26 protein-coding genes are annotated in these 26,705 nt (G+C 41.2%); 14 read left to right on the forward strand and 12 right to left on the reverse strand.

The annotated features are described in order from the left end of the window. Positions 1 to 3: 3 nt before the first annotated feature. Both gldG and gldF read right to left on the reverse strand, forming a co-directional pair. On the reverse strand, positions 4 to 1,746 hold the full coding sequence (gene gldG / locus KF872_07295; GenBank protein ID MBX2903347.1) for a gliding motility-associated ABC transporter substrate-binding protein GldG: 1,743 nt from the start codon (positions 1,744 to 1,746) through the stop codon (positions 4 to 6). Beyond that, complete coding sequence (gene gldF / locus KF872_07300; protein ID MBX2903348.1) at positions 1,740 to 2,471, reverse strand: gliding motility-associated ABC transporter permease subunit GldF; 732 nt, start codon at positions 2,469 to 2,471, stop codon at positions 1,740 to 1,742. The genes gldG and gldF overlap by 7 nt, the downstream gene beginning before the upstream one ends. Positions 2,472 to 2,546: 75 nt before the next feature. On the opposite strand from gldF, the gene KF872_07305 reads away from it, so the two are divergent. Further along, positions 2,547 to 3,239 (forward strand): gamma-glutamyl-gamma-aminobutyrate hydrolase family protein, encoded by a 693-nt coding sequence (locus KF872_07305; protein ID MBX2903349.1) that lies wholly within the window; start codon positions 2,547 to 2,549, stop codon positions 3,237 to 3,239. Then, positions 3,236 to 4,147 (forward strand): 1,4-dihydroxy-2-naphthoate octaprenyltransferase, encoded by a 912-nt coding sequence (menA, locus tag KF872_07310; protein ID MBX2903350.1) that lies wholly within the window; start codon positions 3,236 to 3,238, stop codon positions 4,145 to 4,147. Before KF872_07305 ends, menA begins: the two co-directional genes overlap by 4 nt. Positions 4,148 to 4,165: 18 nt before the next feature. Here menA and KF872_07315 read toward each other — a convergent pair whose 3' ends face one another. Beyond that, complete coding sequence (locus KF872_07315) at positions 4,166 to 4,675, reverse strand: acyl-CoA thioesterase (GenBank protein ID MBX2903351.1); 510 nt, start codon at positions 4,673 to 4,675, stop codon at positions 4,166 to 4,168. A 5-nt stretch (positions 4,676 to 4,680) separates the two neighbouring features. Next, a complete protein-coding gene (locus KF872_07320) occupies positions 4,681 to 6,468 on the reverse strand; it encodes an insulinase family protein (protein ID MBX2903352.1) in 1,788 nt (595 codons plus the stop codon). A gap of 184 nt (positions 6,469 to 6,652) precedes the next feature. On the opposite strand from KF872_07320, the gene KF872_07325 reads away from it, so the two are divergent. From KF872_07325 to KF872_07345, 5 genes are all read left to right on the forward strand, one after another. Beyond that, entirely contained in the window at positions 6,653 to 6,979 is a 327-nt protein-coding gene (locus KF872_07325; GenBank protein MBX2903353.1) for a hypothetical protein, read from the forward strand. Positions 6,980 to 7,074: 95 nt separating this feature from the next. Then, positions 7,075 to 7,815 carry an LPS export ABC transporter ATP-binding protein gene (gene lptB / locus KF872_07330; GenBank protein MBX2903354.1) on the forward strand — a complete coding sequence of 247 codons (741 nt, stop codon included), beginning with the start codon at positions 7,075 to 7,077 and terminating at the stop codon, positions 7,813 to 7,815. Between the two features lie 3 nt (positions 7,816 to 7,818). Continuing rightward, the gene (locus KF872_07335; protein MBX2903355.1) at positions 7,819 to 8,634 is read left to right on the forward strand and encodes a DUF4292 domain-containing protein; all 816 of its coding nucleotides are present in this window, start codon (positions 7,819 to 7,821) and stop codon (positions 8,632 to 8,634) included. Beyond that, positions 8,612 to 9,913 (forward strand): peptidoglycan DD-metalloendopeptidase family protein, encoded by a 1,302-nt coding sequence (locus tag KF872_07340; protein ID MBX2903356.1) that lies wholly within the window; start codon positions 8,612 to 8,614, stop codon positions 9,911 to 9,913. Before KF872_07335 ends, KF872_07340 begins: the two co-directional genes overlap by 23 nt. Before the next feature lie 18 nt (positions 9,914 to 9,931). Further along, positions 9,932 to 10,852, forward strand: coding sequence for an alpha/beta hydrolase (locus tag KF872_07345; protein ID MBX2903357.1), 921 nt, complete (start codon positions 9,932 to 9,934; stop codon positions 10,850 to 10,852). A gap of 32 nt (positions 10,853 to 10,884) precedes the next feature. Here KF872_07345 and obgE read toward each other — a convergent pair whose 3' ends face one another. Both obgE and KF872_07355 read right to left on the reverse strand, forming a co-directional pair. Continuing rightward, positions 10,885 to 11,895 (reverse strand): GTPase ObgE, encoded by a 1,011-nt coding sequence (gene obgE, locus KF872_07350; GenBank protein MBX2903358.1) that lies wholly within the window; start codon positions 11,893 to 11,895, stop codon positions 10,885 to 10,887. A 25-nt stretch (positions 11,896 to 11,920) separates the two neighbouring features. Then, the gene (locus KF872_07355; GenBank protein ID MBX2903359.1) at positions 11,921 to 12,496 is read right to left on the reverse strand and encodes an adenylate kinase; all 576 of its coding nucleotides are present in this window, start codon (positions 12,494 to 12,496) and stop codon (positions 11,921 to 11,923) included. A gap of 255 nt (positions 12,497 to 12,751) precedes the next feature. Here KF872_07355 and KF872_07360 point away from each other — a divergent pair, with 255 nt between their 5' ends. Continuing rightward, positions 12,752 to 12,967: a hypothetical protein gene (locus KF872_07360; GenBank protein MBX2903360.1), complete on the forward strand. Its 216-nt coding sequence runs from the start codon at positions 12,752 to 12,754 to the stop codon at positions 12,965 to 12,967. A gap of 33 nt (positions 12,968 to 13,000) precedes the next feature. Further along, entirely contained in the window at positions 13,001 to 13,975 is a 975-nt protein-coding gene (locus KF872_07365; protein ID MBX2903361.1) for a polyprenyl synthetase family protein, read from the forward strand. 75 nt (positions 13,976 to 14,050) lie between these two features. Here KF872_07365 and KF872_07370 read toward each other — a convergent pair whose 3' ends face one another. Continuing rightward, a complete protein-coding gene (locus tag KF872_07370; GenBank protein ID MBX2903362.1) occupies positions 14,051 to 14,701 on the reverse strand; it encodes a hypothetical protein in 651 nt (216 codons plus the stop codon). A 57-nt stretch (positions 14,702 to 14,758) separates the two neighbouring features. After that, positions 14,759 to 15,325: an RNA polymerase sigma factor gene (locus KF872_07375; GenBank protein MBX2903363.1), complete on the reverse strand. Its 567-nt coding sequence runs from the start codon at positions 15,323 to 15,325 to the stop codon at positions 14,759 to 14,761. A gap of 102 nt (positions 15,326 to 15,427) precedes the next feature. Between KF872_07375 and gldA the strand changes: the two genes are divergently transcribed. Together gldA and KF872_07385 are read left to right on the forward strand one after the other, a co-directional pair. Further along, positions 15,428 to 16,333 carry a gliding motility-associated ABC transporter ATP-binding subunit GldA gene (gldA, locus tag KF872_07380; GenBank protein MBX2903364.1) on the forward strand — a complete coding sequence of 302 codons (906 nt, stop codon included), beginning with the start codon at positions 15,428 to 15,430 and terminating at the stop codon, positions 16,331 to 16,333. A gap of 1 nt (position 16,334) precedes the next feature. Continuing rightward, positions 16,335 to 17,552 (forward strand): NAD(P)/FAD-dependent oxidoreductase, encoded by a 1,218-nt coding sequence (locus KF872_07385; protein MBX2903365.1) that lies wholly within the window; start codon positions 16,335 to 16,337, stop codon positions 17,550 to 17,552. Between the two features lie 15 nt (positions 17,553 to 17,567). Here KF872_07385 and KF872_07390 read toward each other — a convergent pair whose 3' ends face one another. Beyond that, positions 17,568 to 18,317 carry a hypothetical protein gene (locus KF872_07390; GenBank protein MBX2903366.1) on the reverse strand — a complete coding sequence of 250 codons (750 nt, stop codon included), beginning with the start codon at positions 18,315 to 18,317 and terminating at the stop codon, positions 17,568 to 17,570. A 79-nt stretch (positions 18,318 to 18,396) separates the two neighbouring features. On the opposite strand from KF872_07390, the gene KF872_07395 reads away from it, so the two are divergent. Then, on the forward strand, positions 18,397 to 19,101 hold the full coding sequence (locus tag KF872_07395) for a PrsW family intramembrane metalloprotease (GenBank protein ID MBX2903367.1): 705 nt from the start codon (positions 18,397 to 18,399) through the stop codon (positions 19,099 to 19,101). 8 nt (positions 19,102 to 19,109) lie between these two features. Here KF872_07395 and KF872_07400 read toward each other — a convergent pair whose 3' ends face one another. Together KF872_07400 and KF872_07405 are read right to left on the reverse strand one after the other, a co-directional pair. Then, complete coding sequence (locus KF872_07400) at positions 19,110 to 20,099, reverse strand: inorganic phosphate transporter (protein MBX2903368.1); 990 nt, start codon at positions 20,097 to 20,099, stop codon at positions 19,110 to 19,112. Positions 20,100 to 20,108: 9 nt separating this feature from the next. Continuing rightward, positions 20,109 to 20,756: a DUF47 domain-containing protein gene (locus tag KF872_07405; GenBank protein ID MBX2903369.1), complete on the reverse strand. Its 648-nt coding sequence runs from the start codon at positions 20,754 to 20,756 to the stop codon at positions 20,109 to 20,111. Between the two features lie 229 nt (positions 20,757 to 20,985). Here KF872_07405 and KF872_07410 point away from each other — a divergent pair, with 229 nt between their 5' ends. Together KF872_07410 and KF872_07415 are read left to right on the forward strand one after the other, a co-directional pair. Beyond that, a complete protein-coding gene (locus tag KF872_07410; GenBank protein MBX2903370.1) occupies positions 20,986 to 24,342 on the forward strand; it encodes a gliding motility-associated C-terminal domain-containing protein in 3,357 nt (1,118 codons plus the stop codon). Positions 24,343 to 24,493: 151 nt separating this feature from the next. Next, on the forward strand, positions 24,494 to 26,134 hold the full coding sequence (locus tag KF872_07415; protein ID MBX2903371.1) for an NAD+ synthase: 1,641 nt from the start codon (positions 24,494 to 24,496) through the stop codon (positions 26,132 to 26,134). A 25-nt stretch (positions 26,135 to 26,159) separates the two neighbouring features. On the opposite strand, the gene KF872_07420 is transcribed toward KF872_07415, so the two are convergent. Continuing rightward, the gene (locus tag KF872_07420) at positions 26,160 to 26,678 is read right to left on the reverse strand and encodes a HEAT repeat domain-containing protein (GenBank protein ID MBX2903372.1); all 519 of its coding nucleotides are present in this window, start codon (positions 26,676 to 26,678) and stop codon (positions 26,160 to 26,162) included. Between the last annotated feature and the right edge of the window lie 27 nt (positions 26,679 to 26,705).

Below are 26,705 nucleotides of genomic sequence, written 5' to 3' on the forward strand. Positions count from 1 at the left end.
TATTTACGAAGCATAGCGTTTTCTGCGCCAGTAGGTAAATACCAATCCTGCCAATGCCGTAATTAACATAGGCAACACCACATTTAGCAATTGCAGTTTTGTTTTATACTCGTTCACCTTAGTTGAATCCAGCAAACGCAACTTCACTTCCTTATTGCGGGTTTCCAATAAACCTGCATTATCGGCAAGGTATTCAATACTGTTTAGCATAAAGTCTTTATTGGCTAAAGTCTGGCGCGTAAAAGGCTGGTATCCCAAAGGATATGCGCTGTTATCGTTGCGCTTTTCGTTGCGAATAATATCGCCATCGGCAATTACTATTTGCTTTGCCTGTTTTCCTTCGGCCAAGAATTTTAAATCTTCGAGCGAATCGTTTACCGCTAAAAATTCCGGTGCCAAACGGTTCTTAAATACCGATTGGAAGTTTCCTTCCAACAATACTGCCACCGGCAAATTTTTCTGGTTGAAATATCGAGGATCGGGGCGATCGGCAACTATACCAAAATTAACGCGAGCCGGAGTACGCACTGCCTTAGAGTTATCGGTTGTATTGAGCAGTATTGTTTTCCTTATACCTATATTTTTAATAGTATCTATAGTACTTGCAAACTGTGCTGCCACCGGATCTAAATTTCTATTGATGGCATGGTTGTTATTACTAATTAAATATGGCGCATAAAACCATGGAAACAACTGTGTTTGCGGGCTATTGCCCAAATTGCCAATTACCAAAGGAATAGCTCCGCAAAGATTAATATCCTGCACCAAATCGCCATTGATGCGCACACCGTATTTAAATAGTTGGTCTTCTAAATTCAAATCTCTATCTACCACAAACTGCCCGGTAAGGTTTTCTTTTAGCGAATCCATATCTGCCGTGGTAGCGTCTAACAACCAAAGCACATTGCCGCCACGCATAATATATTGGTCTATTTTATACTTCTGCTTTTCATCGAATGCTACTCTTGGCTTGGCAATAACCAATGCATCAAAACGGGAAGGAATGGCAAAAGTACTGTCTAAATTTAGTTCTTGAACCTGATAGCGCTGTGCAATAAGTGTATTTAAAATATCGGCTAGATCTAACCTGTTCAACTCTCCATTTCCTTGTAAAAATGCTACTCTAGGTTGCCTGTATTGCGATATTTTTTTTATGGCATTGGTGAACTTATATTCTAATTGAATAACCGAATTGTTTAAAATTTCTTCGGGCGAAAAGCCTGCTTGGTTTTCCAGCAATTGTACCGGAAAAGATTGCCCTGCATACGTAACAATTGCACCCGGCACAATTATCCGCTGCGTGTTGGCATCTTTCCCTTGTGTGGTTAAATTGGTTGCCGTTAAACCTTGCTTGCGCAGCTCATCAATTACATCTTTTTTTTCCGCCTCCGTTTTCCCTTCGAGCGGATCGTAAAATTCAAAATGAATAGCACTGCGGTTTACGGCTCGCATTTCGTTCAAAATATCTTTGGCAGATTCCTTAAGGCGCACAAAGCCGGCAGGCAAATCGCCTGCCAAATAAACTTTCACCACTACTTCATCTTTCAATCCCTTTACAAGTGCTTTAGTGGAAGTAGAAAGCGAATATCTTTTCTCTGAAGTAAGGTCGAAGCGCAGATAAAAAAAGGATGCCACCACATTCAGCAACACTAAAGCCGCCAGAGAAAGCACCAGCGAAGTAATTACTTCCTGCTTTGTATATTTCTTAGCATTCACCGTTTCTGTATTATTCTTCTTTCCTACCATTTTCTTGCGCTCAACGCTGTTTTTGTGAACAAAAGAAATGCAGCAATTAAACTGAAAAAGTACACCAAATCGCGCGTATCCAACACGCCTTTACTCATGCTGATATAATGTGCATCTATACCTAACTGCTCCACAATAAAATCACTTTTACCAAAAAATACACCCAACTTGGCAAGGTATGTAAATGCTTGATACAGTAAGAAACAAAGCAACACGCCAAATAAAAATGCAACTATTTGATTGGGCGTAACCGAAGATGCAAAAATGCCGATTGCAGCAAACACACACCCCAATAAAAATAAGCCAATGTAAGAGCCTGCAATGCCTCCTGTATCTACATTTCCAACCGGTAATGCAGTTTGGTATATTGTAATAAAATAAATAAATGTGGGAAGCAGTGCCATTGCCAACAAAGTAATGGCAGCCAAATATTTCCCGGCCACAATTTGAAATTCTGAAACAGGGCGCGTAACCAGCAATTCAAAAGTACCGACACTTATTTCTTCAGAAAAGCTACGCATAGTAATAGCAGGAATAAGCAACATGAAAATATAGGGCGACAGCGCAAAAAGCCCATCAATATTGGCATACCCAAAATCTAAAATGCTGGTATCGGGAAAAATCCAAAGAAACAATCCCAATACCAATAAAAACACCAATAGAGCCAAAAAGCCTACCAGCGAACTAAAAAACTGCTGAACTTCTTTAACGTAAATTGCCCACATAAAAAGCAAAAATAGTTTTGTTTATCTTTTCGTTTTCAAATAAATTTAAAGTAGCTGTTTTATGTTTGCAGCATCATGGTATCAAAAAAAGTTATAGGCATTACCGATTGCGGTAAATTTCAAAACTACTTCGATTGGATTGCAACTTACTCCAGCGAATTAGAAATAGTAAAACTAAGCTATCGCCTCAATAATCTTAGCGATATTGAAAAGTGTACACACATAGTGCTTACCGGAGGCGAAGATGTGCACCCACGCTTCTACAACCAACCGGAGATGCTGCAATACTGCTCCGCAACCGATATGGATGAAGCACGCGATGAATTTGAATGGAAAGTGCTGGAGTATTCACAAAAAAATAATTTACCGCTTTTGGGTATTTGCCGCGGACTGCAAATTGCCAATGTATTTTTTGGTGGCACACTCATTCCCGACTTGCCTTCGTTTGGAAAATACAACCACTCAAAATTTGCAGAAGGGAAAGACCGCTATCACGAAGTAAGCGTTGATGCCAATTCGCTCTTACACAAAATTACACAAAGCGATAAAGGCATTATTAACAGCGCACACCACCAAAGTGCCGGAAAAATTGGCACTAACTTAGTGGTAAATAGCTTTTCGCCCGATGGTGTAGTAGAAGGAATAGAAAGAAGAAGTTCTGGCAACCAAGCTTGGCTTTTGTTGGTGCAATGGCATCCGGAACGTATGCGCGACAGAAACTACAATCCATTCTCCATCAATATCCGCAAAGCATTTTTAGAGGCATGAGCAAACTACAGGCGTGGCTGCACGCATCTCGCTTACGCACTTTGCCACTGGCCTTTTCATCAATTATTACAGGTAGTGCCATTGCCTATAAACATGCCCCACAGCATTTCAACTATACCGTTTTAATACTGTGCTTTATTACTACTCTATTGCTTCAAATACTTTCGAACCTTGCCAACGATTATGGCGACAGCCAAAAAGGAACCGATAACAGCGAGCGCATTGGCCCCACACGCGCTATACAATCGGGCGCTTTAAGTTTTAATGAAATGAAACAGGGCATAATTGTTTGTACCTCGCTTGCATTGCTCAGCGGCATTTGGCTAATTATTGAAGCCACCAAAGGAATGCATTTTGGCGTGGGGTTCGCCTTCCTTTTATTGGGATTATCTTCTATTGCCGCAGCCATAAAATATACCGTTGGAAAAAATGCCTACGGTTACTTGGGCTTGGGCGATGTATTTGTTATTTTCTTCTTTGGCTGGGTTGGTGTAGCAGGAAGCTACTATTTGCAAGCAAAATACTTTTCGGCCATAGTATTGCTGCCTGCTACCACTATTGGCTTTTTGGCTGCTACCGTTCTGCATCTCAACAACATGCGCGACAGAGAAAACGACCAAAACTCCAATAAAATTACACTTGCCGTGCGCCTTGGCTTTGACAATGCAAAACCCTACTTCTATTGGCTAAATATAATTGCCTTATTTTCGTTGGGGCTTTTCTTTTTATGGTCTAAACTATACTGGTGGCAATTTGCTATTGCAGTATTGCCATTTGCAATTTTGGGAACTACTTGCTTTAAAGTTCATCAAATTAAACAAGCGCAAGATTTCGACCCGCTGCTTAAAGTAAATGCACTCAGTACTTTTTTACTTTCGCTACTTTTTGCGTTGGCACTTATACTTTAAACTAAATAGCAAACGGACTTATGCAAACAGCGCCTTCAATTCTTTAGCATCGGCAGGTTTCATTCTTCCGGCCAATACCAATCTTAACTCCCTCCTGCGAAGCGCACTTTCAAATTGCTTTTGCTCTTCTTCGCTTTCCGGCAATATGGCATTTACTTTTTTGGGTCTTCCATTACTATCTAATGCCACAAAAGTATAGTAAGCCTCGTTGCAGCGATAGCGTGTTTGCGATGGCAAATTTTCTGCCCATACTTCAATATGTGTTTCGAGCGAAGTATTAAAAACGCGTGTAACTTTAGCAGTTATAGTTACCACATCGCCCAATTTAATTGGGTTCTCAAAACTCACATTATCTACCGAAGCTGTTACCACTACTGCATTTGCATGCTTTCCGGCAGCAATGGCAGAGGCAATATCCATCCAGTGAAGAATTTTTCCACCGCGCAGATTGTGTAGTGCATTGGTATCGTTTGGCAAAACGATTTCGGTCATAATTATCTTAGACTCCGAAGGTGTTTTTGAATTCATATTTTTTATTTTCCAAATAATCGAATATCGCGAATAGGTAAGCGATTTTTTAAACGAGTGAGTGTAATAGTTGCCGAACGGTTATCGGCTTCTTCTTCCTTAGTTTTTGAACCTAGCGTTATAGCCGTTCCTTTCAATCTTTCAAGTGCAATACCGCCTTCCGAAAGTGCTCTCAGTATTTTGAGTGAGCGCAACAGCTCGGGGCGCATAATGCCTGTTTTCAACAAATCCGGCTTGTATTTTCTAAAAGTTTCTATGGTATCTATAAAAGCCCATACCGCTTCATCTTTAAATTTATCGAACTCGCCCCTATCTGCCTTTCCATTGATTTGGCATTGCATATCGGGGTTTACTTTTAACCATTGCAATAGGCGATTTAGCAACTGTGTATTGGCATCGCCTTCCACCTCGCAAATATTTTTACGGTATGTAAATTTTTCATCGCCAATGCTTTCATCTATGGTGGCAAACCAACTATTATATTGTTCGTTGGAATAGTGCGTGCTGTCTATTTCTGCAATGGCTGCAAAATTTGCATTGCAAAAATCGGTGTACACATTGCGCAGAAACTGTGCAGTTTTTATGGATTGCACACTGTCGTTAAGTGTTTCGAAGTACTCGGTAGAGTTAGAAAAAAAGTGCCTTACGCTTTCATTAAAATAGGGTGAAGTGCCTTTAAAATCTGCATATTCTTTGGCAAATTTTTTCTTGGCTGCTGCTACTGAATTTTCATCTATGTAGCGATGAATTTCTGTAATGCTTTTCCGCAACAAATCATATACTTCTTGGTGCCTTCCCTCTGGAGGATATACGGTTATACTAAAAATTCCATAGTAGTTATCTACTTCATAACTTGCCTGAATTTTCCTTACACCTGTTTCCTCTTTCAGTTCTTTAAAAATCGGCTGTGTAGTATCGTTCAGCAGGGCATTCAGCAAGAAGGAGTAATAGCTTCCATGCGTGTAGTTTCTACCTCCAAAAGATAATGTAGATAGTGTAATTTTAGGTTCACTCGGGCTGGTAAAAAGCGGATGCTGCGTACTATAGATAAGCGGTTTTACACTTCTAATTTTTGTAAACTCATCGGGATTGAATTCTACTTTTAGCCATGAGTTGAAACTGCGCTCTAACATGGTAAGCAATGAATAGGGTTGATAATTCGACTGAATTAAAATGGTGGATGCCACCGGAGAATAATACAGTCTGTAAAATGAATCTACATCTATCACCGTATAATTGGCAGTAGTGGCAGAATCGCCCCATACATTCACCTTGTCTAAATCGAATTTAAAGAGTTGCTGCTGCATTGTTCGCTTCACAATGTGCTGCTCTCCTGTGTTAAACTCAATACGCTTAGTGTTGGTAGCATCTATGGCTGCTCTTACTTCTTCATCCACAAACTTTTGCTTTACCACATGCTGGGCAATAAAATCGAGTAAGCGCTGCAACTCCGAGTGAATAGTTTTAAACCTGAAAGTAGTTACTTCTACACCTGCTTCGGAACTAAAGCGGATATTTGGATACTTACCCGATTGTAAACTGGTATTTATTTTACCTGCAATTACTTCGTGCAGCAAGTTTGCCAATCCTCGCTGCTCCTGCCGTTCATAAATAGAACCCGATCTAATGGTTAATGAAACCTCTGCAACAGGCAATTGCGGTGCATACACACATACAGAGTTTAAGCCGTTTTGCGATAGCGATATATTGTAGTTTGTTGCAGCAACCATACTTTGAGCCGAAAGTTGAAAGCCTGCAATTACTAAAGTCCACCAAACAAGGATTTGCTTCATGCCTCGCAAACCTACACTAAAATAATTTGCCTTAAAATTTCCCTCCTACATTCAATAAAAAATTGCGCTATAAAAAGTACAACCTGCCATACCCTACATACTTCGGTTTCCACAAAACTGAATACACATCTACCTTTTCGATAATAAAACTATATTCGGTGTAGTATAAACCGAAAAAAGACAAATGGAACACAGCTTATCATCCAGCGAAATTCTTACACTTTACAAAAAGGGAAAATCCTTTCAGCAGATTCTTCAACAATTGGTAGAATCCGGCATAGACGAGCAATTGGCAAAAAGCACAGTGGAGCAAGTGCGTAATGGCTATTACGAGCGCCAACGTAAAATTGGACTTCCTCTTTTATTGATTGGCGGCATATTATGCATGGCCGGTCTTGCCTGCAATTTTTTCTTTAGTTCCCACGAAACCGCCTTTTATGTAAGCCTTTATGGGTTGGCAGGTTGCGGATCGCTCATTGGTTTTGCCGGCTTAGTTTATTTATTGGGCTAGCCAAAGTGCTTCACAAAAAGAATTAACACCCGCACCATTTATCGGCAATTTATGACTGCATGTTTTACATTCACGCTCACAACCAACTCCGGTACATGATTGTTTTAAAGGCAGAAAATTTAGTAAAGGCATATAAAGGAAGGCGTGTAGTAAACGAAGTTTGCTTTGAGGTAAAACAGGGCGAAATTGTGGGTTTACTTGGCCCAAACGGAGCCGGAAAAACCACTTCGTTTTATATGACCGTTGGCTTAATAAAACCCGATAGCGGCAAAATATTTTTAAGCGAACAAAACATTATCGAAATGCCCATGTACAAAAGAGCCAAAAATGGCGTGGGCTATTTGCCGCAAGAGGCAAGTGTATTTAGAAATTTAAGTGTAGAAGACAATATAGCTGCTGTATTGGAAATGACCGAACTTTCTAAATCGCAACAAAAAGAAAAACTAGAAAGTTTACTAGCCGAATTTGGATTAAACCGTGTGCGCAAAAGTATGGGCAATGTACTAAGCGGAGGCGAAAGAAGAAGAACAGAAATAGCCCGTGCACTTGCCACTGCGCCCAAGTTTATTTTGCTCGATGAACCATTTGCCGGTATAGATCCCATTGCCGTAGAAGATATTCAACGCATTGTAGCAAAACTTAAAGAAAAAAACATCGGCATACTTATTACCGACCACAACGTACAAGAAACGCTCTCTATTACCGATCGCGCCTATCTTTTGTTTGAAGGCAAAATACTAAAACAAGGCAGTGCCGAAGATTTAGCTTCAGACGAAATGGTACGCAGAGTATATTTAGGCCAAAACTTTGAACTAAAACGCAAAGTAATTCTGTAAAAAATGCGGCTGTCATTCATTTTGCATCAACTGCTTGCCAAGCAAACACTTAGCGCGTATATAGCGCTACTATTGCTATTTCCAGCTTGTAAAGTAAAAAAAACAGCCACCGAAACTCCATACCCAAGCACTACAGAAAATGTAGTTTCGCATGCCGTATTCGATACGCTCTTACAGAAAATAAATGATGGTCAAATAGATTACACCCTACTCTCGCTGCGTTGCAAAACTGTGTATGACGATGGCAGTAACCGCCAACAGTTCAACACCAACATTCGCATAAAAAAAGACAGTATGGTTTGGGTATCGCTCACCGGAGCTATGGGTATAGAAGGTGCTCGCCTTGCCATAACCCGCGATTCCTTTTTTTTACTCAATAAACTTAGCAAAGAATACACCGCACGCCCCATTTCTTTTCTAAACGAAGTAGTTCCGCTCAACACCAACCTGCAAATGCTGCAAAGTCTTTTACTCGCTTCGCCAGTACCCTTACAGCAAGCTACCGAGCGCATATTCCACACCGATTCTTTTGCCATACTACAGTTGCAAAATGCAGCACTGCGCCAAACCATAACCGTGCTTCAACAAAACTATACAACACGCGAAATTATGTTGGCAGACCAACGAGTAAAGCAGGATTTACGCCTTACATTTGGCAACTACAGAAACATTGGCGAAAAACTCTTTCCTTTCGAAAGAAATATAAAGGTGAACCGCGGCCCCCAGCAAATGAATATAGAAATGGAGGTACAGCGATACACCATAAACGAACCGCTAACGTTTCCTTTTGAAGTAAATGAAAGCTACAAGAAAAATTAGTACTCTACTTGCCCAACTACAACATGTAGCACACCTTGCATTATTACTTCTCATCCTTGCCCCCACACCTACTTTTGCACAAAACAGCAGCAGCCAAAAACGCAAAGAAGAAATGCAGCAGCAAATGAAAAGGCTGCAACAAGAAATAAAAGAAATTGAAGCCATTATTGAATCTACCTCCCAAAAGAAAAAAAGAAGTATAGGTGAACTCGAATCGCTCTTGGCAAAAATAAAATCGCGCGAAAAACTCATAAACAACCTACGTTCACAACTCTCCGAAATTAACGGCAACATTAAATCTACGCAACGCGATATTACCCAACAAAACCAGCGTGTTGCCGAAATGAAAAGGCAGTATGCCGATATGCTCCGCAAAGCATACAAAAACCTTACCGTACAAAGCGAACTACTTTTTATAGTTTCTTCTTCTTCTTTTCACGATGCAGTGCAGCGCTATAAAATTCTAAAAAGAGTAGCAGATTTTAGGCGCATACAAGCCAAACAATTGCAAACAGAAATTGACAACCTAGAAGTAAAAAAGAAAATTTTGGAAAGCGAAAAAAATGAGCAATTACAAGTCTTTTCCGAAGAAAACAAACAACAACAAGAGCTTATGCGCGAAAAGCGCGACCAAAGCAATATGGTTGCCAAACTAAGCGACCAAGAAAAAACCCTGCGTAAACAGTTTCAACAAAAACAACAAGCCGTACGCAACCTCAACAAACGTATCGAAGCCATTATTGCCGAAGAAATACGCTTGGCTCGAATAAAAGCTAATGAAAAAAGACCACCTTCAACTACCACTACTACCGATAAAAAAGACTACGACCCCATTCCACTCACTCCCGAAGAGCAAGCACTCAGCAACGATTTTTCCAGCAATAGAGGCAAACTGCCTTGGCCTGTTTCGCGCGGGCATATCATTTCTGGATTCGGCAAGCGCGAACACCCAACACTTAAAGGTGTATTTATAGAAAACAACGGAGTAGATATAAAAACAATTGAAGGCAGCGAAGCCAGGGCAATGTTCAACGGCACTGTAGTAAGCGTATTTTCATTACCTACTACCAACACTTGCATTATTGTAAAACATGGTGAGTATTTTACCGTATACTCCAACATTGAAAATGCCAGTGTAAAAACCGGACAAAAAATTAGCACCAAACAATCGCTCGGAAAATTAGTAAGCGACTCCGATGATAACCTTACAAAAGTGCATGTAGAAATTTGGCGCGGCAAAGAAAAAATAGATCCGGAGATGTGGCTGGCAACTAAATAGAGAACAAAAACAGTTTATATGAACTGGAAAATAAAGCTCGTTTTACTCTTTGCCCAATTGCGAAAACCACTGCAAGGTAAAGACCCCAAAAACATTATTGCCATACGCAAAAAAGCCGAGCGTGCCGCTCACCTTGGCACACTATTTTTCGATAAGAAAATTACCATTACGCAGGTAGAAAACACCCTTGCCAACCAAGTACCCGTTCGGATTTACAAACACGCTTCGCATAACCGCCAGCGCGTAATAGTATTTTACCACGGAGGCGGCTTTGCTCTCTACGGATTAAATTCCCACGATAATGTTTGCCGAAGGTTGTGCTTAAACACCAATGCCATAGTAGTATCCGTAGATTATCGCTTAGCCCCCGAATACGTATTTCCCTCCGCACACCAAGATGCTTTTGAAGCATTGCAATGGGTAATAAACAACATACAGCAATATGGAGGAAACCCAAAAGATATAGTAGTTGCAGGCGACAGTGCCGGAGGCAACTTAGCCGCATGTATGGCACACCGATGCTTAAAAGATAACATACCAATTAAAGCCCAAATTCTTATTTATCCTTGGATAGATGGCAAGCTCCACAACCCTTCTATTAACCGAAATGGAGAAGGCTACATGCTTGAAAAAGAAACCATGCATTGGTTTCAACAACTGTATGTACCTAAAGAAGAAGAACGCTGCCTCCCCGAAATTTCGCCCTGCTATGAAAAAAATTTTGAAGGGCTGCCCCCTGCCTTTATTATTACCGCACAATACGACCCTTTACTAGACGATGGCTTCAACTACTACAAACAATTATCTGAAGCTAAGGTGCGTACCAAATACAAAGAATATCAAGAACTCTTTCATGGCTTCTTTAACCTGCCATGTATGCACCCAAATGCCATGCAATGCTATAATGACATAACACTGTTTTTAGCCGAAATAAAATAGTGAAACAAGAAAGTGTACTACAGGCAATTACACTACATATCATCTTCCATCAATGCCCACAACTTGTCTTTAAGTTTTTCAATACCCAAGCCTGTTGCTGCTGAGAAGAAAACAAATTCTGTACTGTCCTTTTTTCCTAACTGCTGCTTAATATCTGCCTCTACCAATTGTAGCAACTCGGCATCGGCCAAATCGCATTTTGATATACCCAACAAGCGCTTTTTTGTAAGTAATTCGGGATTGTATTCTTTTAACTCGTTTAATAGAATTTTGTATTGGGCAACTATATTTTGCGAATCGAAAGGAACTAAAAACAACAAACATGCATTGCGCTCTATATGCCTTAAAAAGCGAATACCCAAGCCCTTCCCGGCAGAAGCCCCTTCTATAATTCCCGGAATATCTGCCATTACAAAACTGTACTTTCCACGATAGCTCACCATCCCTAAATTAGGTGCTAACGTAGTAAACGGGTAATCTGCAATTTCGGGTTTGGCGGCACTCACCACCGAAAGCAATGTAGATTTTCCGGCATTAGGAAAACCCACCAAGCCCACATCTGCCAATAACTTTAGTTCCAAAATTTTCCATTCCTCCTTTCCGGGTTCGCCCGGTTGGGCATGTGTGGGAGCTTGGTTGGTTGCCGACTTAAAAAAGTTATTGCCCTTGCCGCCTCTGCCGCCACTTACCAAAATAAATTCCTGCCCATCTTCAGTTATTTCCACAGCCACCTCACCAGTTTCGGCATCCTTGGCAACCGTACCGAGCGGCACTTCCAAAATTTCATCTCCACCATTTTTACCGGTGCAAAGCTGTTTTGCGCCATTGGTTCCATCCTCGGCAATTATATGCTTTCTGTATTTTAAATGGAGTAGTGTCCAAAGCTGTTTATTGCCACGCAAGATAATATGCCCGCCTCTGCCGCCATCGCCCCCATCGGGACCACCGCGTGCCACAAATTTTTCTCTTCTAAAATGAGAACTTCCTGCACCGCCCTTTCCGCTGCGGCAACAAATTTTTACATAATCAATAAAGTTCTCCATTGGGAATATTTCAACAGCTTATATACTAAGCGTGCTTGTTTATTTCAGTTTGCAACAAAGCAAAAATTTCATCTATAGAGCCTTCGCCCGCAATGTTCACCAACTTGCTTTGTGCGGCATAAAAAGTTGCCAAAGGTTCTGTTTTGGTTCTATACTCTACCACACGGTTGCGCACTATCGATTCATTTTGATCGTCTGCTCTGCCGCTGGTTTTACCGCGCTCTAAAATTCTGCGCGTAAGCTCTTCTTCGCTTACCACCAAAGAAAGTACCACTTTTATTGGAGCCTTGTATTTTTCTAGCAAATCGTCTAAAGCCGAAGCCTGCGCTACCGTGCGCGGGAAGCCATCAAATACAAAACCTTTTGCACCAGTGTTGGCTGCCAATTTAGCTTCTATCATACCAATTACCACACTATCCGGCACCAACTCTCCTTTATCCATAAGCATTTTGGCTTCTAATCCCAAAGTTGTTTGTGCAGCAATTTCTGCACGCAACATATCTCCGGTAGAGAGGTGTACTAAATTATATTGCTGAATAATGTTTTGAGCTTGTGTGCCCTTGCCACTTCCCGGAGGGCCAAAAAGAACTATGTTAAGCATATTTATTTAAAAATGAATGGCAAATATAATCGAATAAATGCAAACTATTTAAGCTGCTGATTATCACAATTTTAAATACATCAAAATTTAAAAATGTAAAATCTACACTCAAAAAGAAAAAACCAAATATACATATCTAATCTATAGCTATTGTAAATAGTTTGTAAGTATCACCTGCTTAATAATGGTGATAAGAAATTTGTGTAGGTTTGTTGCAAGAATTGCCCCAGCGGAGTGTAAACCAAAAATACTGCAATGAAAATTTTACAACTATTTGAAAAAGCATGGATTACAGCCTTTATAGCGGCTTTTATAGTTACCATATACAACTTTATCACCTTACAAACTTTCGACCACAGGGTTTATTTTCCTTTCTTTTGCGGCTTATTCTGCATTCTTATTTGGATGAATATTCGCGGGCAACGGAAATTTTACGATAAAATGCACAATGAGAAAAATCAGACTTCCTAACCTGAACTGTTTTGCATATTCGCACCGCTAACCATGTCGCTTTCATTAGAAGAAATAAAGAAACCAATTACCGCAGAGCTTAACTTATTCGAAGAAAAGTTTCGCGATGCCATGCGCTCCAACACTCCGCTGCTCGACCGCATTATGCACTATATCGTAAGCCGCAAAGGCAAGCAAATGCGCCCCATGTTTGTATTCTTATCGGCAAAGCTGCATGGCACTACTACCGACTCTACTTATGTTGCAGCATCGTTGGTAGAAATCTTACACACAGCAACTTTAGTACACGATGATGTGGTGGACGATAGTTACCAACGCAGAGGCTTTTTCTCTATAAATGCTTTATGGAAAAATAAAATTGCCGTACTCGTAGGCGATTATTTATTGGCAAAAGGTTTGCTGCTAAGTATAGACAATAAACAGTTTAGAATACTCCAAATTTTAAGTAACACCATTCGCGAAATGAGCGAAGGCGAATTACTACAATTAGAGAAGGCAAGAAAATTAGATATTCAAGAAGCTATTTATTTTGAAATTATTCAAAAGAAAACGGCATCGCTTATTGCATCGGCCTGCGCTTGCGGTGCTGCAACCGTAACACAAGACGAAAGCCATATTGAAAACGCACGCTTGCTGGGCGAAAAAATCGGTATTGCATTTCAAATTAAAGACGACCTCTTTGATTACGAAGAGGCCGAAATTGGCAAGCCGCGCGGCATTGATATTAAAGAGAGAAAAATGACTTTGCCGCTCATTTACACACTCAACAAAACCGATACTAAAACCCGCAAAGCCATTATTGGAATTGTAAAAAATGAAAACACCAATCCCAAAAAAGTACGCTGGGTAATTGAGCAAGTGCAGCAAGCTGGCGGCATGGAGTATGCCAAGCAAAAAATGCTGCAATACCGCAACGAAGCATTAGCTATTCTGCAACCATATCCCGATAGTGAAATTAAAAAAGCTATTACCAATTTAATTCACTTTACAATCGAAAGAAAAGTGTAAGGTTTTTGGAAAATAAAAAGTCCCGTATCGGTTAGAAACGGGACTTACTTCAAAAAGCCAAAAGCAAACAAAAATTTATTCCTTACTAGGATATATAGCTATAGGATGCTTGTTTTTATTTATGAGTTGCAAGCGCTGATGAATTAACACCTGCTTTTGATTTAAGGTTTCATCTACCTCCACATTTTTAGGCTCACCTGAAATAATCGTAATTCTTTCATTCAGCGAAGGCGATAACTTTTTTGCATTCAACTTTAAGGAATACACAGGAATTTGAAATTCTTCATCTGTATGTTTGGCATCGCTGCTTTCTGCAAGCAATGGTTCACTTTCTATTTTTGTTTCAACCTTTACCGGAGTTCTTTTTACTGTTTTTGCTGCCGACTGTGTGGCTGGAGCAATGGCTGCAACTGTTACCACTTCTACAGTTGGTTTCATTTCTTCACCAATAACAATGTTGGCCTTTTGTGCAGGCAATTTAGCTTGTGGAATACCGTGAGTGGCAGTGCCATTATTCCAAAATAAAAACGATAACACCGCAGCCACCGAAGTAACCGCAGCAGCTATACCATAATTCCAAAACAGTTTATTGGAAGAAGCAGGCACTTCAATCGGTTTTTCGAAGGCGTCTAACTTGCCTTCCAATTTAGCCCAAAGATCCTTGGATGGAGCCGCCTCGGCTCGTTCCAATTGCTCTTTTATGTGTTTGTCAAAATTATTTTCCATAGTACTCTTCAGTTTATCTTCACTACAATTAGACGTATTGGTAATAATAAAGTTGCATTACTTAGCCACGCTTAACAGGCTTTTAGATGTTTCGGCAATTTTTTGTTGCAATAAATAACGTGCCCGTGCCAACTGCGATTTCGATGTACCTTCCGAGATATTCAGCATTTCACCAATTTCTTTATGCGAATATCCTTCGATAGCATATAGGTTAAATACCGTTCTATACCCGGTAGAAAGTTCACTCACCATGCGCATTAAATCTTCTACTTTCAGTTTTTCCAATGCACTGGTATCGTTGTATTCCATACTCTTAACATTGGTTTCCTGAATGGCGTATAAAGTGGTATTTCTGCGAAAACTTTCAATACAAGAGTTTACAAATATTCTGCGAATCCAGCCTTCAAACGAGCCTTCTCTGCGAAATTTTTCGATGTTGCGAAAAACTTTAATAAAGCCATCTTGCATTAAATCTTCGGCTTTGCTCACATCTGCTGCATAGCGCAAACAAACTGCAAACATTTTGCCCGAAAACTTATCGTATAGTGCTTTTTGAAACTTGCGGTCGCCACGAAGGCAGCCATCAATAATTTCATTATCAGAAAGAAAATCGGCCGTTTTCATCTTCAAACAGTTTATTGGTTCTAAAAATAAAGATGTTTATTCTTAAACGCAAGTTGCATCTAAAAATTATTCGATAGGTTCGCGCTGAAAGTAAATTGAAAAATGTCGGTAATAGTTAAAGATTTAACCAAAATTTATGGCGAACAAAAAGCCGTAGATACTATATCGTTTGAAGTAAAAAAGGGCGAAATACTTGGATTTTTAGGCCCAAACGGTGCAGGCAAAAGCACCACCATGAAAATAATTACCGGCTTTTTGCCTCAAACATCGGGCACAGTATCTGTAAACGGCATCAACGTTTCTAACGACAATCCCGAACTTAAAAAACATATTGGCTACCTGCCCGAAAGCAATCCGCTCTATACCGAAATGTATGTAAAAGAGTATTTAGAGTTTTGTGCCGCACTCTACCACCTTGCTCAACCCAAAAAACGTATTGCAGAAATGATTGGCATTACAGGCTTATCGCAAGAACAAAAGAAAAAAATAGGGCAACTCTCTAAAGGTTACAAACAGCGGGTAGGGCTGGCACAAGCCATGCTGCACAATCCCGAAGTGCTTATTTTAGATGAACCAACCAGCGGTTTAGACCCCAACCAGCTAATCGAAATCCGCGCACTTATTAAGCAATTGGGTGAAGACAAAACCGTAATCTTTTCTTCGCATATTATGCAGGAGGTGCAGGCCGTTGCCGACCGTGTAGTAATTATCAACCGAGGCAAAATTGTAGCAGATGATACGGCTTCGGAACTCCAGTCTAAACTCAATAATGAAATGGTGGTTACTGCCGAGTTTAAGCAAACCGTGCATCGCGAAACACTCTTAAAAATAAAAGGTGTAAAGCAAGCCCAACAAGAAGGGAAAATATGGCAACTCACCGCCACAGGCAACGAAGATATTCGCGAAGCGGTATTTGAATTTGCCAAATCGAACCAACTTACCTTATTGGGCTTACAACGCGAGAAGTACTCTCTCGAAGAAGTATTTAAACAACTAACAGGCAAGTAATTTGAAAACAATAGTAATTGCTGGCGGTGGTGCGGCAGGCTTTTTTGCAGCCATCAACATTGCCGAAAAAACCCCGGGCAGCCGCGTTATTATTCTTGAAAAATCGAGTAAACTATTAGAAAAAGTACGCATAAGCGGTGGTGGGCGCTGCAATACCACACATGCCTGTTTCGACCCCAAAATACTCACAAAATTTTATCCCCGTGGCGAACGGGAGCTGCTAAGCCCTTTCATGCGTTTTAACCCATCCAACACCATTCAATGGTTCGAAAAAAGAGGCGTACATTTAAAAAAAGAAAGTGATGGCAGAATGTTTCCTTCCACCAATAATTCCGAAACCATTATTAACTGCTTTATGCAAGCAGCACTTAAAAACGGTATCGAAATTTGTACCAACGAAGGATTAGATGCACTCCGGTTTTCTGCATCCCAAAATCTTTGGCACATACAAACCGGAAAAGGAAGAAACATACAAGCCCAAGCCGTTGTAATTTGCTCCGGCAGCACACCCCGCACCTGGCAACTTCTATCTGCATTGGGACACACAATAACACCATCTGTACCATCGCTTTTTACCTTCAATATTAAAGATGAACGGCTCAAAAACCTTGCCGGCATTTCGTTGCAAAACGCTACCATAGCTATAAAAAGTTTAAAACTGCAAGAAACAGGAGCTCTGCTAATTACCCATTGGGGACTTAGCGGCCCTGCCATATTGCGTCTTTCGGCATGGGGCGCCAGGAGCTTGCATCAAGCAACCTACAAATTCGATTTATCGGTTGATTTTACTGGCATGGGAGTACCTGCTATACTACCTTTAATTGAAGCATATAAATCGAACAACCCCAAAAAAACAATAGGAAACAGCCATTTGTTTAACATCCCCGAAAGGCTCTGGAAGCAAATAATTTCAAAAGAAACCCAAGAGAAAAAATGGGCTGATGCTAGCAAGAAGCAATTGCTCCAAATTGTAGAGGATATTGCCAATGCTACTTTTCAGGTAAGTGGAAAAAGTACCTTTAAAGATGAATTTGTAACTGCAGGTGGCGTACACCTAAAAGAAGTAGATTTTAAAACCATGCAATCCAAGTTACTTCCACACCTTTACTTTGCCGGAGAAGTATTGGATATTGATGCTATAACAGGTGGTTTTAATTTCCAAGCGGCATGGACAACCGCTTGGATAGTATCGGAAAGCATTGCTGCACACAACACTTAGTTGTTTCAAAAAAAATTATTCTAAATCTACGTATTTAGCAGTAATAGTTTGCTTTTGGAAGTAAGTTTTAGCTCCCGAAATTACAGTAGTATCCAACACGGTAGTGTATGGAGAAATTTGTATTAAACCAAGCGATCTGCCGGTACCCAATGTTTGCATTTCTTCTTTGGTAAATGTACAACTCTTTGCATTAGGTCCTTTTACTTTGCGTAAAGTAGCATTAGGCCCCGATACTACAAACACAGTAGAATCTGCAATAATGGTATCCTTTGCAGTTAATAAAAAGCTCTCCTGCGTGTTTATCTTTTTATCTTGAATTACTGGCTTAGCAGGGAAAGCCGTAGTATCGTTTATGCTCAATGGCGCTACTCCTGTAGCGGTATCTCCGGTGGCAGTCCAAGCGGCAAGATTGCTTAAGTATGTAATACCTTCAGGAATATTACCTAATTTCTTGTAGATGTAGTTTCCACTTTCTTCCTTAGTCATTGGCAGTCCGTTGATAGTTACATCACCTGCATTCACTTTATTGTTTTTAAAGAATGCTAAAGCATCGCCAACTTTATACTCGCTAGATTGCCCATACACGCTGGTGGTGGACACATAAAATACAGATGCTTTAAAAAAGAAATCTGCATCGCCCGGCACAAAAGAGGAAGGAGCCTCATTTTTAGGAGTTGGCGGATTATTTTCAGTTTCTTTTTTACATGAAGAAAAGCCCAGTACAAACGCTGCGGCAACTGTTGAAGCAAGAAGAATTTTTTTCATTTTTTATTTACTGAATGGTGAAAATAAAAATTCATGGAAAAACAAAAAGTAAGTTGCAACAATTGTATATTATTGAAACATGGGTGAAGTAGCAACACTTTTAGCATTGGCAATTGCTCCGGCATTATATCTTGCCATTATTATCTATGGGCACGATAAATATGATCCCGAACCCAAACGAATTTTACTGGTAGCTTTTCTTTGGGGTTGCTTTAGTGTAATACCCGCATTGGCATTAGAAACATGGGGCGCTCATTTAGGGCATGGCATTTCACAAAACTTTTTCCGCACCGCATTTTATGCTTTTGTGGTAGTGGCATTAAGCGAAGAACTAAGCAAATTTGTAATGCTTCGTTTACACGCGTACCGCCAACCGGAATTTAATGAGCCTTTCGATGGAATTGTGTATGCAGTCTTTGTGGCATTGGGTTTTGCCACGGTTGAAAACATTGCGTATGTATTTATGCATGGCTTTGGCACAGGTATAATTAGAATGTTTACCGCAGTTCCGGCACACTATTCTTTTGGAGTAATTATGGGCTACTATGCCGGCAAGGCCAAGTTTAATCCGCGCCACCGCTTTTCGTTAATGAGCCAAGGCGTGCTGTATGCCACACTTATACACGGTGCATACGATTTCTTTATTATGCAGCAAAATATTCCTGCACTTGGAATTTTCACCTTTGGTATTCTTGTTATGAGCTGGCGGATAAGTAAAAATGCTATTAACGAATTAAAGGCAGATAGCAAGTTTCGCTTCCATCAAAGGAGTTTGTTTTTATAGGCGAGGATTTACATCCCAAAAAAGTGTAATACCCAAAAAGTAACGGCCCCCATTAGTGCCGAGGCCGGAATAGTAACAATCCAAGCAAACACTATATTTCCTGCCACACCCCAACGAACCGCACTAAGGCGTTTTGTCATCCCTGTTCCCATAATAGATCCAGTAATGGTATGGGTGGTACTTACGGGAATTTTCATTCCTGTAACGGCAAACAGTGTAAGCGCTCCCGCTGTTTCAGCACAAAAGCCTTCAAACGGCTTTAGCTTGGCAAGTTTCTGTCCCATTGTTTTTACAATACGCCAACCACCAAACAGTGTTCCCATACCCATAGCCGTATAGCAAGCTAAAGCTACCCACGATGGCAGCGTATCGCCCGGATGCACATACCCATGAAAAGCCAAGGCAGCCCAAATAATACCCATTGTTTTTTGAGCATCGTTTCCTCCGTGCCCTAAAGAGAATAGTGCGCTCGATACCAACTGCAATCGCCTGAAATACTTATCTACTTTAGATGCAGGAAGTTTTTTTGTTAAGTTCAATACCAAAAGTGCTATTGCATACGATGATACCATTCCAATAATAGGAGCCAATGGAATAAATAATAATGTGGTAGAAAGCTTATCCATATTTATGGCTCCGATTCCGGCCTTTGCAAAAGCAGCTCCGGTAAATCCACCTAAAAGCGCGTGAGAAGACGAAGAAGGAATACCCCACCACCAAGTGAGTAAATTCCAAATAATAGCTCCTACCAAACCTCCAAACAAAACAGTTTCGGTAACAGCATCTTCATGCACCATTTTCTTAATAGTATCTGCTACTCCATGATCAACAAAGAAAAAGAACGCAAGAAAGTTGAAAAAAGCTGCCCACGCTACTGCCTGAAAAGGAGTAAGCACCCGAGTAGAAACAATAGTGGCAATTGAATTTGCCGAATCGTGAAAACCGTTGATAAAATCAAACAGTATGGCAACAACAATAATGATGATTAAAAAAGTCATCTAATCGGCTTAAGAATTCTTCACTAAAATAGTTTCAATAACATTGGCAACATCTTCGCACTTATCTGTAGCAGTTTCAAGCATGTTTAAAATATCTTGATACATAATTAAGCGCTTAGCATCGTTTTCCTTTTGAAATAAATCGGCAATAGCTGTATGAAAAATATCATCGGCATGGTTCTCTAAACTATTGATACGCACACATGCTTCTTTAATACGCACTATATTATCCATACTGCGCAAATCAAAAACTGCCTTATTTATTTCTGCAGCACTCTTTTCCACTATTTCTGCCAACTTTCTGAACGATTCCGGATTATCTTCCATACGGTAAAGTTCCATACGCTTAGCTGCACCATAAATAAAGTCGGCAATATCATCTAAAGATGTTGCTAAATAATGAATATCTTCTCTATCGAAAGGGGTAATAAAATTGGTGCTTAGTTCGGTTAAAATCTCATGCGTGATATTATCACCCACATGTTCCAGTTCATGAATTTTACGCATCATATCCTGCCGTTTATCTGCCGAGCGGGCATTGATATACTCCGTTAATGCTTTAGATATTTCAACCACATTGGCAGAAGCTTTAGCAAAAAGGGCAAAAAAAGTTTTGTCTTTAGGAACTAAGAAGGTTAGTATTTTATCTATCCACATACAACTTTGTATTTACTTTGGAATACTTTTGAAGCGGCAATAGTAAGCGCCCAATGTAAACAAATTGTTAAGACACGTTACAACAATTCCACAACTTTTACACCATTGCTCATGCCCCAGAAAATTAGGAAACCCCACTCTTAAAAAGTGTAAGCAACGTTATACACATATCATTCATCTTATTCTATGTTAATAATAGGAAATTTCTATTTTTCGCCTTTCAAATTGTATGATGAAAAACTTTTTTACACTTTCTTCTTTCTTATTAGCCTACAACATATTATGCTCACAAGACGTTACTGTACCAGGCTCAGGTTCTTGCAATGGTGGAGCTGTTAATGGTACATGGACTGTCCCTTGCACCGTTACATCAGTTACCATAGAAGTATATGGTGGTGGTGGTGGTGGTGGTGGTAGTTCCGATGGTTCAAACGGAGGTGTTTTCTGCAAAGAAAACAAAGGCGGTGGCGGTGGCGGTGGCGGTGGCTATAGCACCATCACCATCAATGTAACTCCAGGTTCTGCTTTTACCTATAGCGTAGGCTCAGGAGGATGTGGCGGTGGCGGTGCTGGTGAATGCAGCAATGGCGATAATGGAAATGATGGAAACAGAACCACTTTTTCCGGTACAGACGCAAACGGAACAGCCATTAGCTTAATTGCCAATGGCGGACAAGGAGGAAGAAGAGGCAATAGCGGCAGTGGTGGCGCCTCTGGCGGCCCCTCTGCAGGAGGAACAGCATCAGGTGGCTCCACCAACCAAACAGGAACAGGTGGTGCGGCCGCACAACCTAAAGGTTCATATGTAGGTGGTGCAGGTGGTGCGGCTGCAGGCCCCAATGGTGGTGTAGGCGGTACAGCAGGAGCCAGTGCCAATGGAGGCCCCGGTGGGCAATATGGCGGTGGCGCAGGCGGTGGCGCAGGAAGCAACGACCAAGGTGGTGGTGCAGGTGGCAGGGGCGGTCTTTTAATTACATACGGAAACACAATACCTCCGGCAACAGCACCAACTATTTCTTCTACCCCTCCTACTTGCCTAAACCCAGGTAGCAGCACCATCAGCAACTATGCCAGTGGCATCACTTATGTATTTACCCCTACCGGACCTACTGTTGGAGCAGGGGGGGCTATTACAGGTATGGTAACAGGAACAAGCTACACCGTAGTTGCCGGCACCGGTGCGTGTGCTTCTCCTCCTAGTGCTTCTTTTAGCAATGCCCCGGCCTCTGCCCCTCCGGCAGTGCCAACTACAACATCAATACCACCCTCTTGTGGTGCGGATGGCAGCACTACCATTAGCAACTACAATGCCTCATACACTTATACCTTTACACCTGCAGGTCCATCTGTAGGTGCAGGCGGTGCTATTACAGGTATGACTGTTGGCACAAGCTATACTGTAACTGCAAGCGATGGCAGTTGCAACTCTACAGCCAGCACCTCTTTCAGCAATGCAGCACAATTAGCTGCTCCTGCAACACCTACTATTACAGCTACTCCTCCTACATGTGCTGTACCGGGCAGCAGTGCCATTGGTAACTATGTAGCAACCAATACTTATACTTTCACTCCGGCAGGACCTACTGTGGGTGCAGGTGGTGCTATTACAGGCATGACAATCGGTACTTCTTATACTGTAGTAACAAACGATGGCACTTGTAATTCCTTGGCAAGCGTATCTTTTAGCAATGCAGCAACAACACCTCCTCCCGTGGCTCCAACTATTACTACTACTCCGCCTACCTGCTCAGCAGATGGCAGCAGTACTGTTAGCAATTACGTAGCTACCTATACCTATACTTTTACACCAACAGGGCCTACCGTAGGTGCAGGTGGTGCTATTACAGGTATGACGGCAGGAACTAGCTATACCGTATCTGCAAGCGATGGCACTTGCAACTCCTCTGCTAGCACCGCTTTCAGCAATGCTGCACAATTAGCCGCCCCGGCCACACCTACTATTACCGCTACTCCTCCTACTTGTATGGCAGATGGCAGCAGCACTATTAGTAATTATGTTGCTACAAACACCTATACATTCACTCCTGTAGGTCCTACCGTGGGTGCAGGCGGAGCCATCACCGGAATGACGGTGGGCACAAGCTATACTGTAGAAACAAATGATGGCACTTGCCCTTCGCAGCCAAGTACTGCTTTTAGCAACACGGCTGCAACCACACCTCCGGTTGCCCCAACCATTACTACCACACCTTCTACTTGCGCAGCTGACGGCAGCAGCACTATAGACAATTACAATGCTGCTTATACCTATACCTTTACACCCGTGGGACCTTCAGTAGGCGCAGCCGGTGTAGTAACTGGCGCAACAGCCGGAACCAGCTATACAGTAATAGCGAATGACGGCAGTTGCAATTCGCAACCAAGTGCGTCTTTTAGTAATAGTGCACAATTACCTGCTCCTATAGTAAGCGTAAGCGGAGCATTAAGCTACTGCATTGGTGCCAATACTACCTTAACTGCCAATGGTGGTGCGGGATATGTTTGGAACGATGCCGGCAATAGCACCACTGCTAGTATTACTGTAACGCAAGGTTCTTATACTGTAACCGCTTCTGACGCTAATGGATGCACTGCTACTGCTACTGCTACCGTAACAGAATCTACACCTCCAACTATTACTTTTAGCGGAGCATTAAGCTACTGTAGCGGCAACAACACTACCGTAACAGCCAATGGCGGCACCGGATACACTTGGAGCAACGGGGCCACTACAGCAGCCAATACTGTTACACAAGGCACTTACACCGTAACAGTAAGTAATGCCGCAGGTTGTACTAATGTAGATAACGTAACTATAACTGAAGATCCAACGCCCGTTGCAGCATTTACCTACCAAGCTACCTGTGCAGGCGAAGAAGTATTGTTTACCAACCAATCTACCGGAGCCAGCACTTATGCATGGAGTTTTGGCAACAATGCTTCATCAACAGATTTGAATCCATCTACTACCTATACCACCGGAGGCACTTATAGCGTAACACTTGTTGCTACCGAACAGAACTGTAGCAATACCGTTACACAATCTGTAACAGTTTCAAACAAACCTGTAGCCGATTTTTCTGCAGAAAAACTAAGACTTCTGCAGCTTGAAGAACCTTTGATACTACATAACAACAGTACCGGAGCAACCAATTGGCTTTGGACTTTTGGCGACAGCACCACTTCAGGTGAATTTGAACCCACACATATTTACCAAAGCAAAGGTGTGTATAGCGTAACTCTTGTGGCATTTAATGTTGGTGGCTGTGCCGATACACTTACTAAAACAGCATGGGTAACTGTAACTGAAAGACCTGCTTTGTATGTTCCTAACTTGTTTTCACCAAACGATGATGGCTCTAACGACATCTTTAAAATTGAAGGTGGCGGCTTTAAAAAATTGGAATTGAAAATATTCAACCGCTGGGGCGAAAAAATATTTGAAACCGAAAATGCTGCTTTCGGTTGGGATGGCTATGTTGGCGGAGAGAAAGCAGAGCCGGGCATTTATGTTTACCACCTGAGTGTAACCTACGAAACATTGAATACCCAAAAAATTTCGGGAACAATTATACTCATGCGCTAAGCCTCACTACGGCAAAGCAAAACAATATAGAAAGTAAACAGCATGCTCTCTTATAGAGTTGCAGCGTACTTACGGTATTTTGTAATTGAAAATCGTGTAGGTTTGCGTTCGCAAATCCTATTTTACATCATCGATTTTCTAAAAACAGTAAATGAAGATAACGTTAGCGCAACTTAATTTTCATGTTGGAAACTTTGAATCCAATACTGCAAAAATTATAGCCGCATCTAAACAGGCAGTTGCTGCCGGAGCCGACTTAATTGTATTCAGCGAATTGAGCATTTGCGGCTATCCGGCACGTGATTTTTTAAACTATCCGCACTTTATTGCTCAATGCCAGCAAGCATTACAGCAGATTGCCAATGCCAACATCAATATTGGCATTTTAGTTGGTGCACCCGTGCCCAATACGGTTCCTCAAGGAAAGGATTTATACAATGCTGCAGTATTTATTCACGAAGGAGTAATTAAACAAGTGTTTCATAAAACACTATTGCCTACTTACGATGTATTTGATGAATACAGGTACTTTGAGCCAAACCGAAACTTTGAATTACTTCACTTTAAAGGCAAAAAAATTGCAGTTACCATTTGTGAAGATATTTGGAATGTAGGCAATGAAAATCCTCTTTACACCATTGCTCCTTTAGATGAATTGGCATCTTTGCAACCCGATTTTATAGTAAACCTTTCTGCATCACCCTTTTCTTATTTGCAACACGAAGAGCGGCTAAAAGTGGTGCAAGCAAACGTACAGCGTTATGGCATTCCAATGGTGTATGTAAACCAAATTGGAGCACAAACCGAATTGATTTTTGATGGTGGCAGTATGGTAATGCAAACCAATGGGAATATTGGCACACAGCTTCCGTTTTTTAAAGAAGCTATTCAAACTATAACACTTACCGAAAACGGCAGCCATTTCTCCGAACTGTTGGATAACAGCCATTCAACTATTGAACGCATATACAATGCATTGGTACTTGGTATCCGTGATTACTTTACCAAACTTGGTTTCAACAAAGCAATTTTAGGGCTAAGTGGAGGCATAGACTCAGCAGTGGTGCTCTGTTTAGCAGTAGAGGCGCTAGGAAAAGAAAACGTAATGAATCTTCTCCTGCCTTCACAATTTTCTTCGCAACATTCTATTGACGATGCACTTCAACTATGTTCTAATTTAGGTGTGGCTCATGAAACTATTTCAATTCAACCTGTATTTGATACCCTTAGGCAGCAGACACTGCCTTTCTTCCAAAACCTACCTTTTAATATTGCCGAAGAAAATATGCAAGCTCGCTCCAGAGGTATTTTACTCATGGCTTTCAGCAATAAACTAGGCTATATTTTGCTCAACACTACCAATAAGAGTGAAGCTGCCGTTGGCTACGGAACGCTGTATGGCGATATGTGTGGAGGGCTAAGCGTGCTGGGCGATGTATATAAAACCCAAGTGTATGCATTGGCGCATTATATCAATCGTTCAAAGGAAATTATTCCACAAAATATTATTCAGAAAGCACCTTCGGCCGAGTTACGCCCTAACCAAAAAGATGCTGATTCTTTGCCCGATTACAGCCTACTCGATAAGGTTTTAACTGCTTATATTGAAGATTGTAAAGGCATAGATCAAATATTGAAAGATGGATTTGATGAAACTGTGGTAAAACGTATTTTACGCATGGTAAACATGAATGAATGGAAGCGATTTCAAGCGCCTCCGGTACTGCGTGTATCACCAAAAGCATTCGGCATTGGCAGAAGAATGCCTATTGAAGGAAAGTATCTTTCCTAAGCTGATTGCTACTTGCATTATACGCTTATTTCTTCACCATTTTTAGAGCCTCTGCATACTTTTTCTTTACACCATTATCTTCTTCTTGCTCACACAGTTCTTCAATTTTAGGCAATAGCTTTGGGTTTATCGTTGTTTTCAATTTTAGAATTTCTGCCAATGCGTATGCCGTAGCCCAGCGAACTACTGTACCTGTATGTGTGGCATTAAGCAATAAATTTGGCACACACGCCTCTAACTTTGCCGGAAAGCTTTTGGCTATATTGCCTATTACCTTTGCACTCTCCCATTTTACGCGGGGTTCGCTATCTTTTAATGCTTTGGTTACATACAGCAGCAAGGCTTCGCTGGCAATAGCCAAATCCTTTTTGGTGGCATATTCTATTGCCTCAATGCATGTGGCTTTATTGGTTGCTTTCTGCTTTTCGGCATAAGCCAACAACTCTTCTACCAATAATTCTTTACTAAGGAGCCATTCGCCAAGTGTAGCAACTTTTGCCTTGGCCTTTAGCGCTTTGTCTTCAAATACTTGTTCAATTGTCATGCTAATTATTTTTTCCAGCGTTTAAGT

The sequence above is a fragment of the Chitinophagales bacterium genome, from assembly GCA_019638515.1.
In the GTDB taxonomy this organism is placed as follows: domain Bacteria; phylum Bacteroidota; class Bacteroidia; order Chitinophagales; family LD1; genus UBA7692.

Coding starts and splice junctions, on each gene's coding strand:
- KF872_07400 (MBX2903368.1), bottom strand. CDS start 20,099: ATGACTTTTTTAATCATCATTATTGTTGTTGCCATACTGTTTGATTTT.
- lptB (MBX2903354.1), top strand. CDS start 7,075: ATGATTGTTTTAAAGGCAGAAAATTTAGTAAAGGCATATAAAGGAAGG.
- KF872_07315 (MBX2903351.1), bottom strand. CDS start 4,675: ATGAATTCAAAAACACCTTCGGAGTCTAAGATAATTATGACCGAAATC.
- KF872_07320 (MBX2903352.1), bottom strand. CDS start 6,468: ATGAAGCAAATCCTTGTTTGGTGGACTTTAGTAATTGCAGGCTTTCAA.
- KF872_07405 (MBX2903369.1), bottom strand. CDS start 20,756: ATGTGGATAGATAAAATACTAACCTTCTTAGTTCCTAAAGACAAAACT.
- KF872_07410 (MBX2903370.1), top strand. CDS start 20,986: ATGATGAAAAACTTTTTTACACTTTCTTCTTTCTTATTAGCCTACAAC.
- KF872_07305 (MBX2903349.1), top strand. CDS start 2,547: ATGGTATCAAAAAAAGTTATAGGCATTACCGATTGCGGTAAATTTCAA.
- KF872_07335 (MBX2903355.1), top strand. CDS start 7,819: ATGCGGCTGTCATTCATTTTGCATCAACTGCTTGCCAAGCAAACACTT.
- gldF (MBX2903348.1), bottom strand. CDS start 2,471: ATGTGGGCAATTTACGTTAAAGAAGTTCAGCAGTTTTTTAGTTCGCTG.
- KF872_07370 (MBX2903362.1), bottom strand. CDS start 14,701: ATGGAAAATAATTTTGACAAACACATAAAAGAGCAATTGGAACGAGCC.
- KF872_07390 (MBX2903366.1), bottom strand. CDS start 18,317: ATGAAAAAAATTCTTCTTGCTTCAACAGTTGCCGCAGCGTTTGTACTG.
- KF872_07345 (MBX2903357.1), top strand. CDS start 9,932: ATGAACTGGAAAATAAAGCTCGTTTTACTCTTTGCCCAATTGCGAAAA.
- KF872_07355 (MBX2903359.1), bottom strand. CDS start 12,496: ATGCTTAACATAGTTCTTTTTGGCCCTCCGGGAAGTGGCAAGGGCACA.
- gldA (MBX2903364.1), top strand. CDS start 15,428: ATGTCGGTAATAGTTAAAGATTTAACCAAAATTTATGGCGAACAAAAA.
- KF872_07325 (MBX2903353.1), top strand. CDS start 6,653: ATGGAACACAGCTTATCATCCAGCGAAATTCTTACACTTTACAAAAAG.
- menA (MBX2903350.1), top strand. CDS start 3,236: ATGAGCAAACTACAGGCGTGGCTGCACGCATCTCGCTTACGCACTTTG.
- gldG (MBX2903347.1), bottom strand. CDS start 1,746: ATGGTAGGAAAGAAGAATAATACAGAAACGGTGAATGCTAAGAAATAT.
- KF872_07395 (MBX2903367.1), top strand. CDS start 18,397: ATGGGTGAAGTAGCAACACTTTTAGCATTGGCAATTGCTCCGGCATTA.
- KF872_07365 (MBX2903361.1), top strand. CDS start 13,001: ATGTCGCTTTCATTAGAAGAAATAAAGAAACCAATTACCGCAGAGCTT.
- KF872_07360 (MBX2903360.1), top strand. CDS start 12,752: ATGAAAATTTTACAACTATTTGAAAAAGCATGGATTACAGCCTTTATA.
- KF872_07420 (MBX2903372.1), bottom strand. CDS start 26,678: ATGACAATTGAACAAGTATTTGAAGACAAAGCGCTAAAGGCCAAGGCA.
- KF872_07415 (MBX2903371.1), top strand. CDS start 24,494: ATGAAGATAACGTTAGCGCAACTTAATTTTCATGTTGGAAACTTTGAA.
- KF872_07340 (MBX2903356.1), top strand. CDS start 8,612: ATGAAAGCTACAAGAAAAATTAGTACTCTACTTGCCCAACTACAACAT.
- KF872_07375 (MBX2903363.1), bottom strand. CDS start 15,325: ATGAAAACGGCCGATTTTCTTTCTGATAATGAAATTATTGATGGCTGC.
- obgE (MBX2903358.1), bottom strand. CDS start 11,895: ATGGAGAACTTTATTGATTATGTAAAAATTTGTTGCCGCAGCGGAAAG.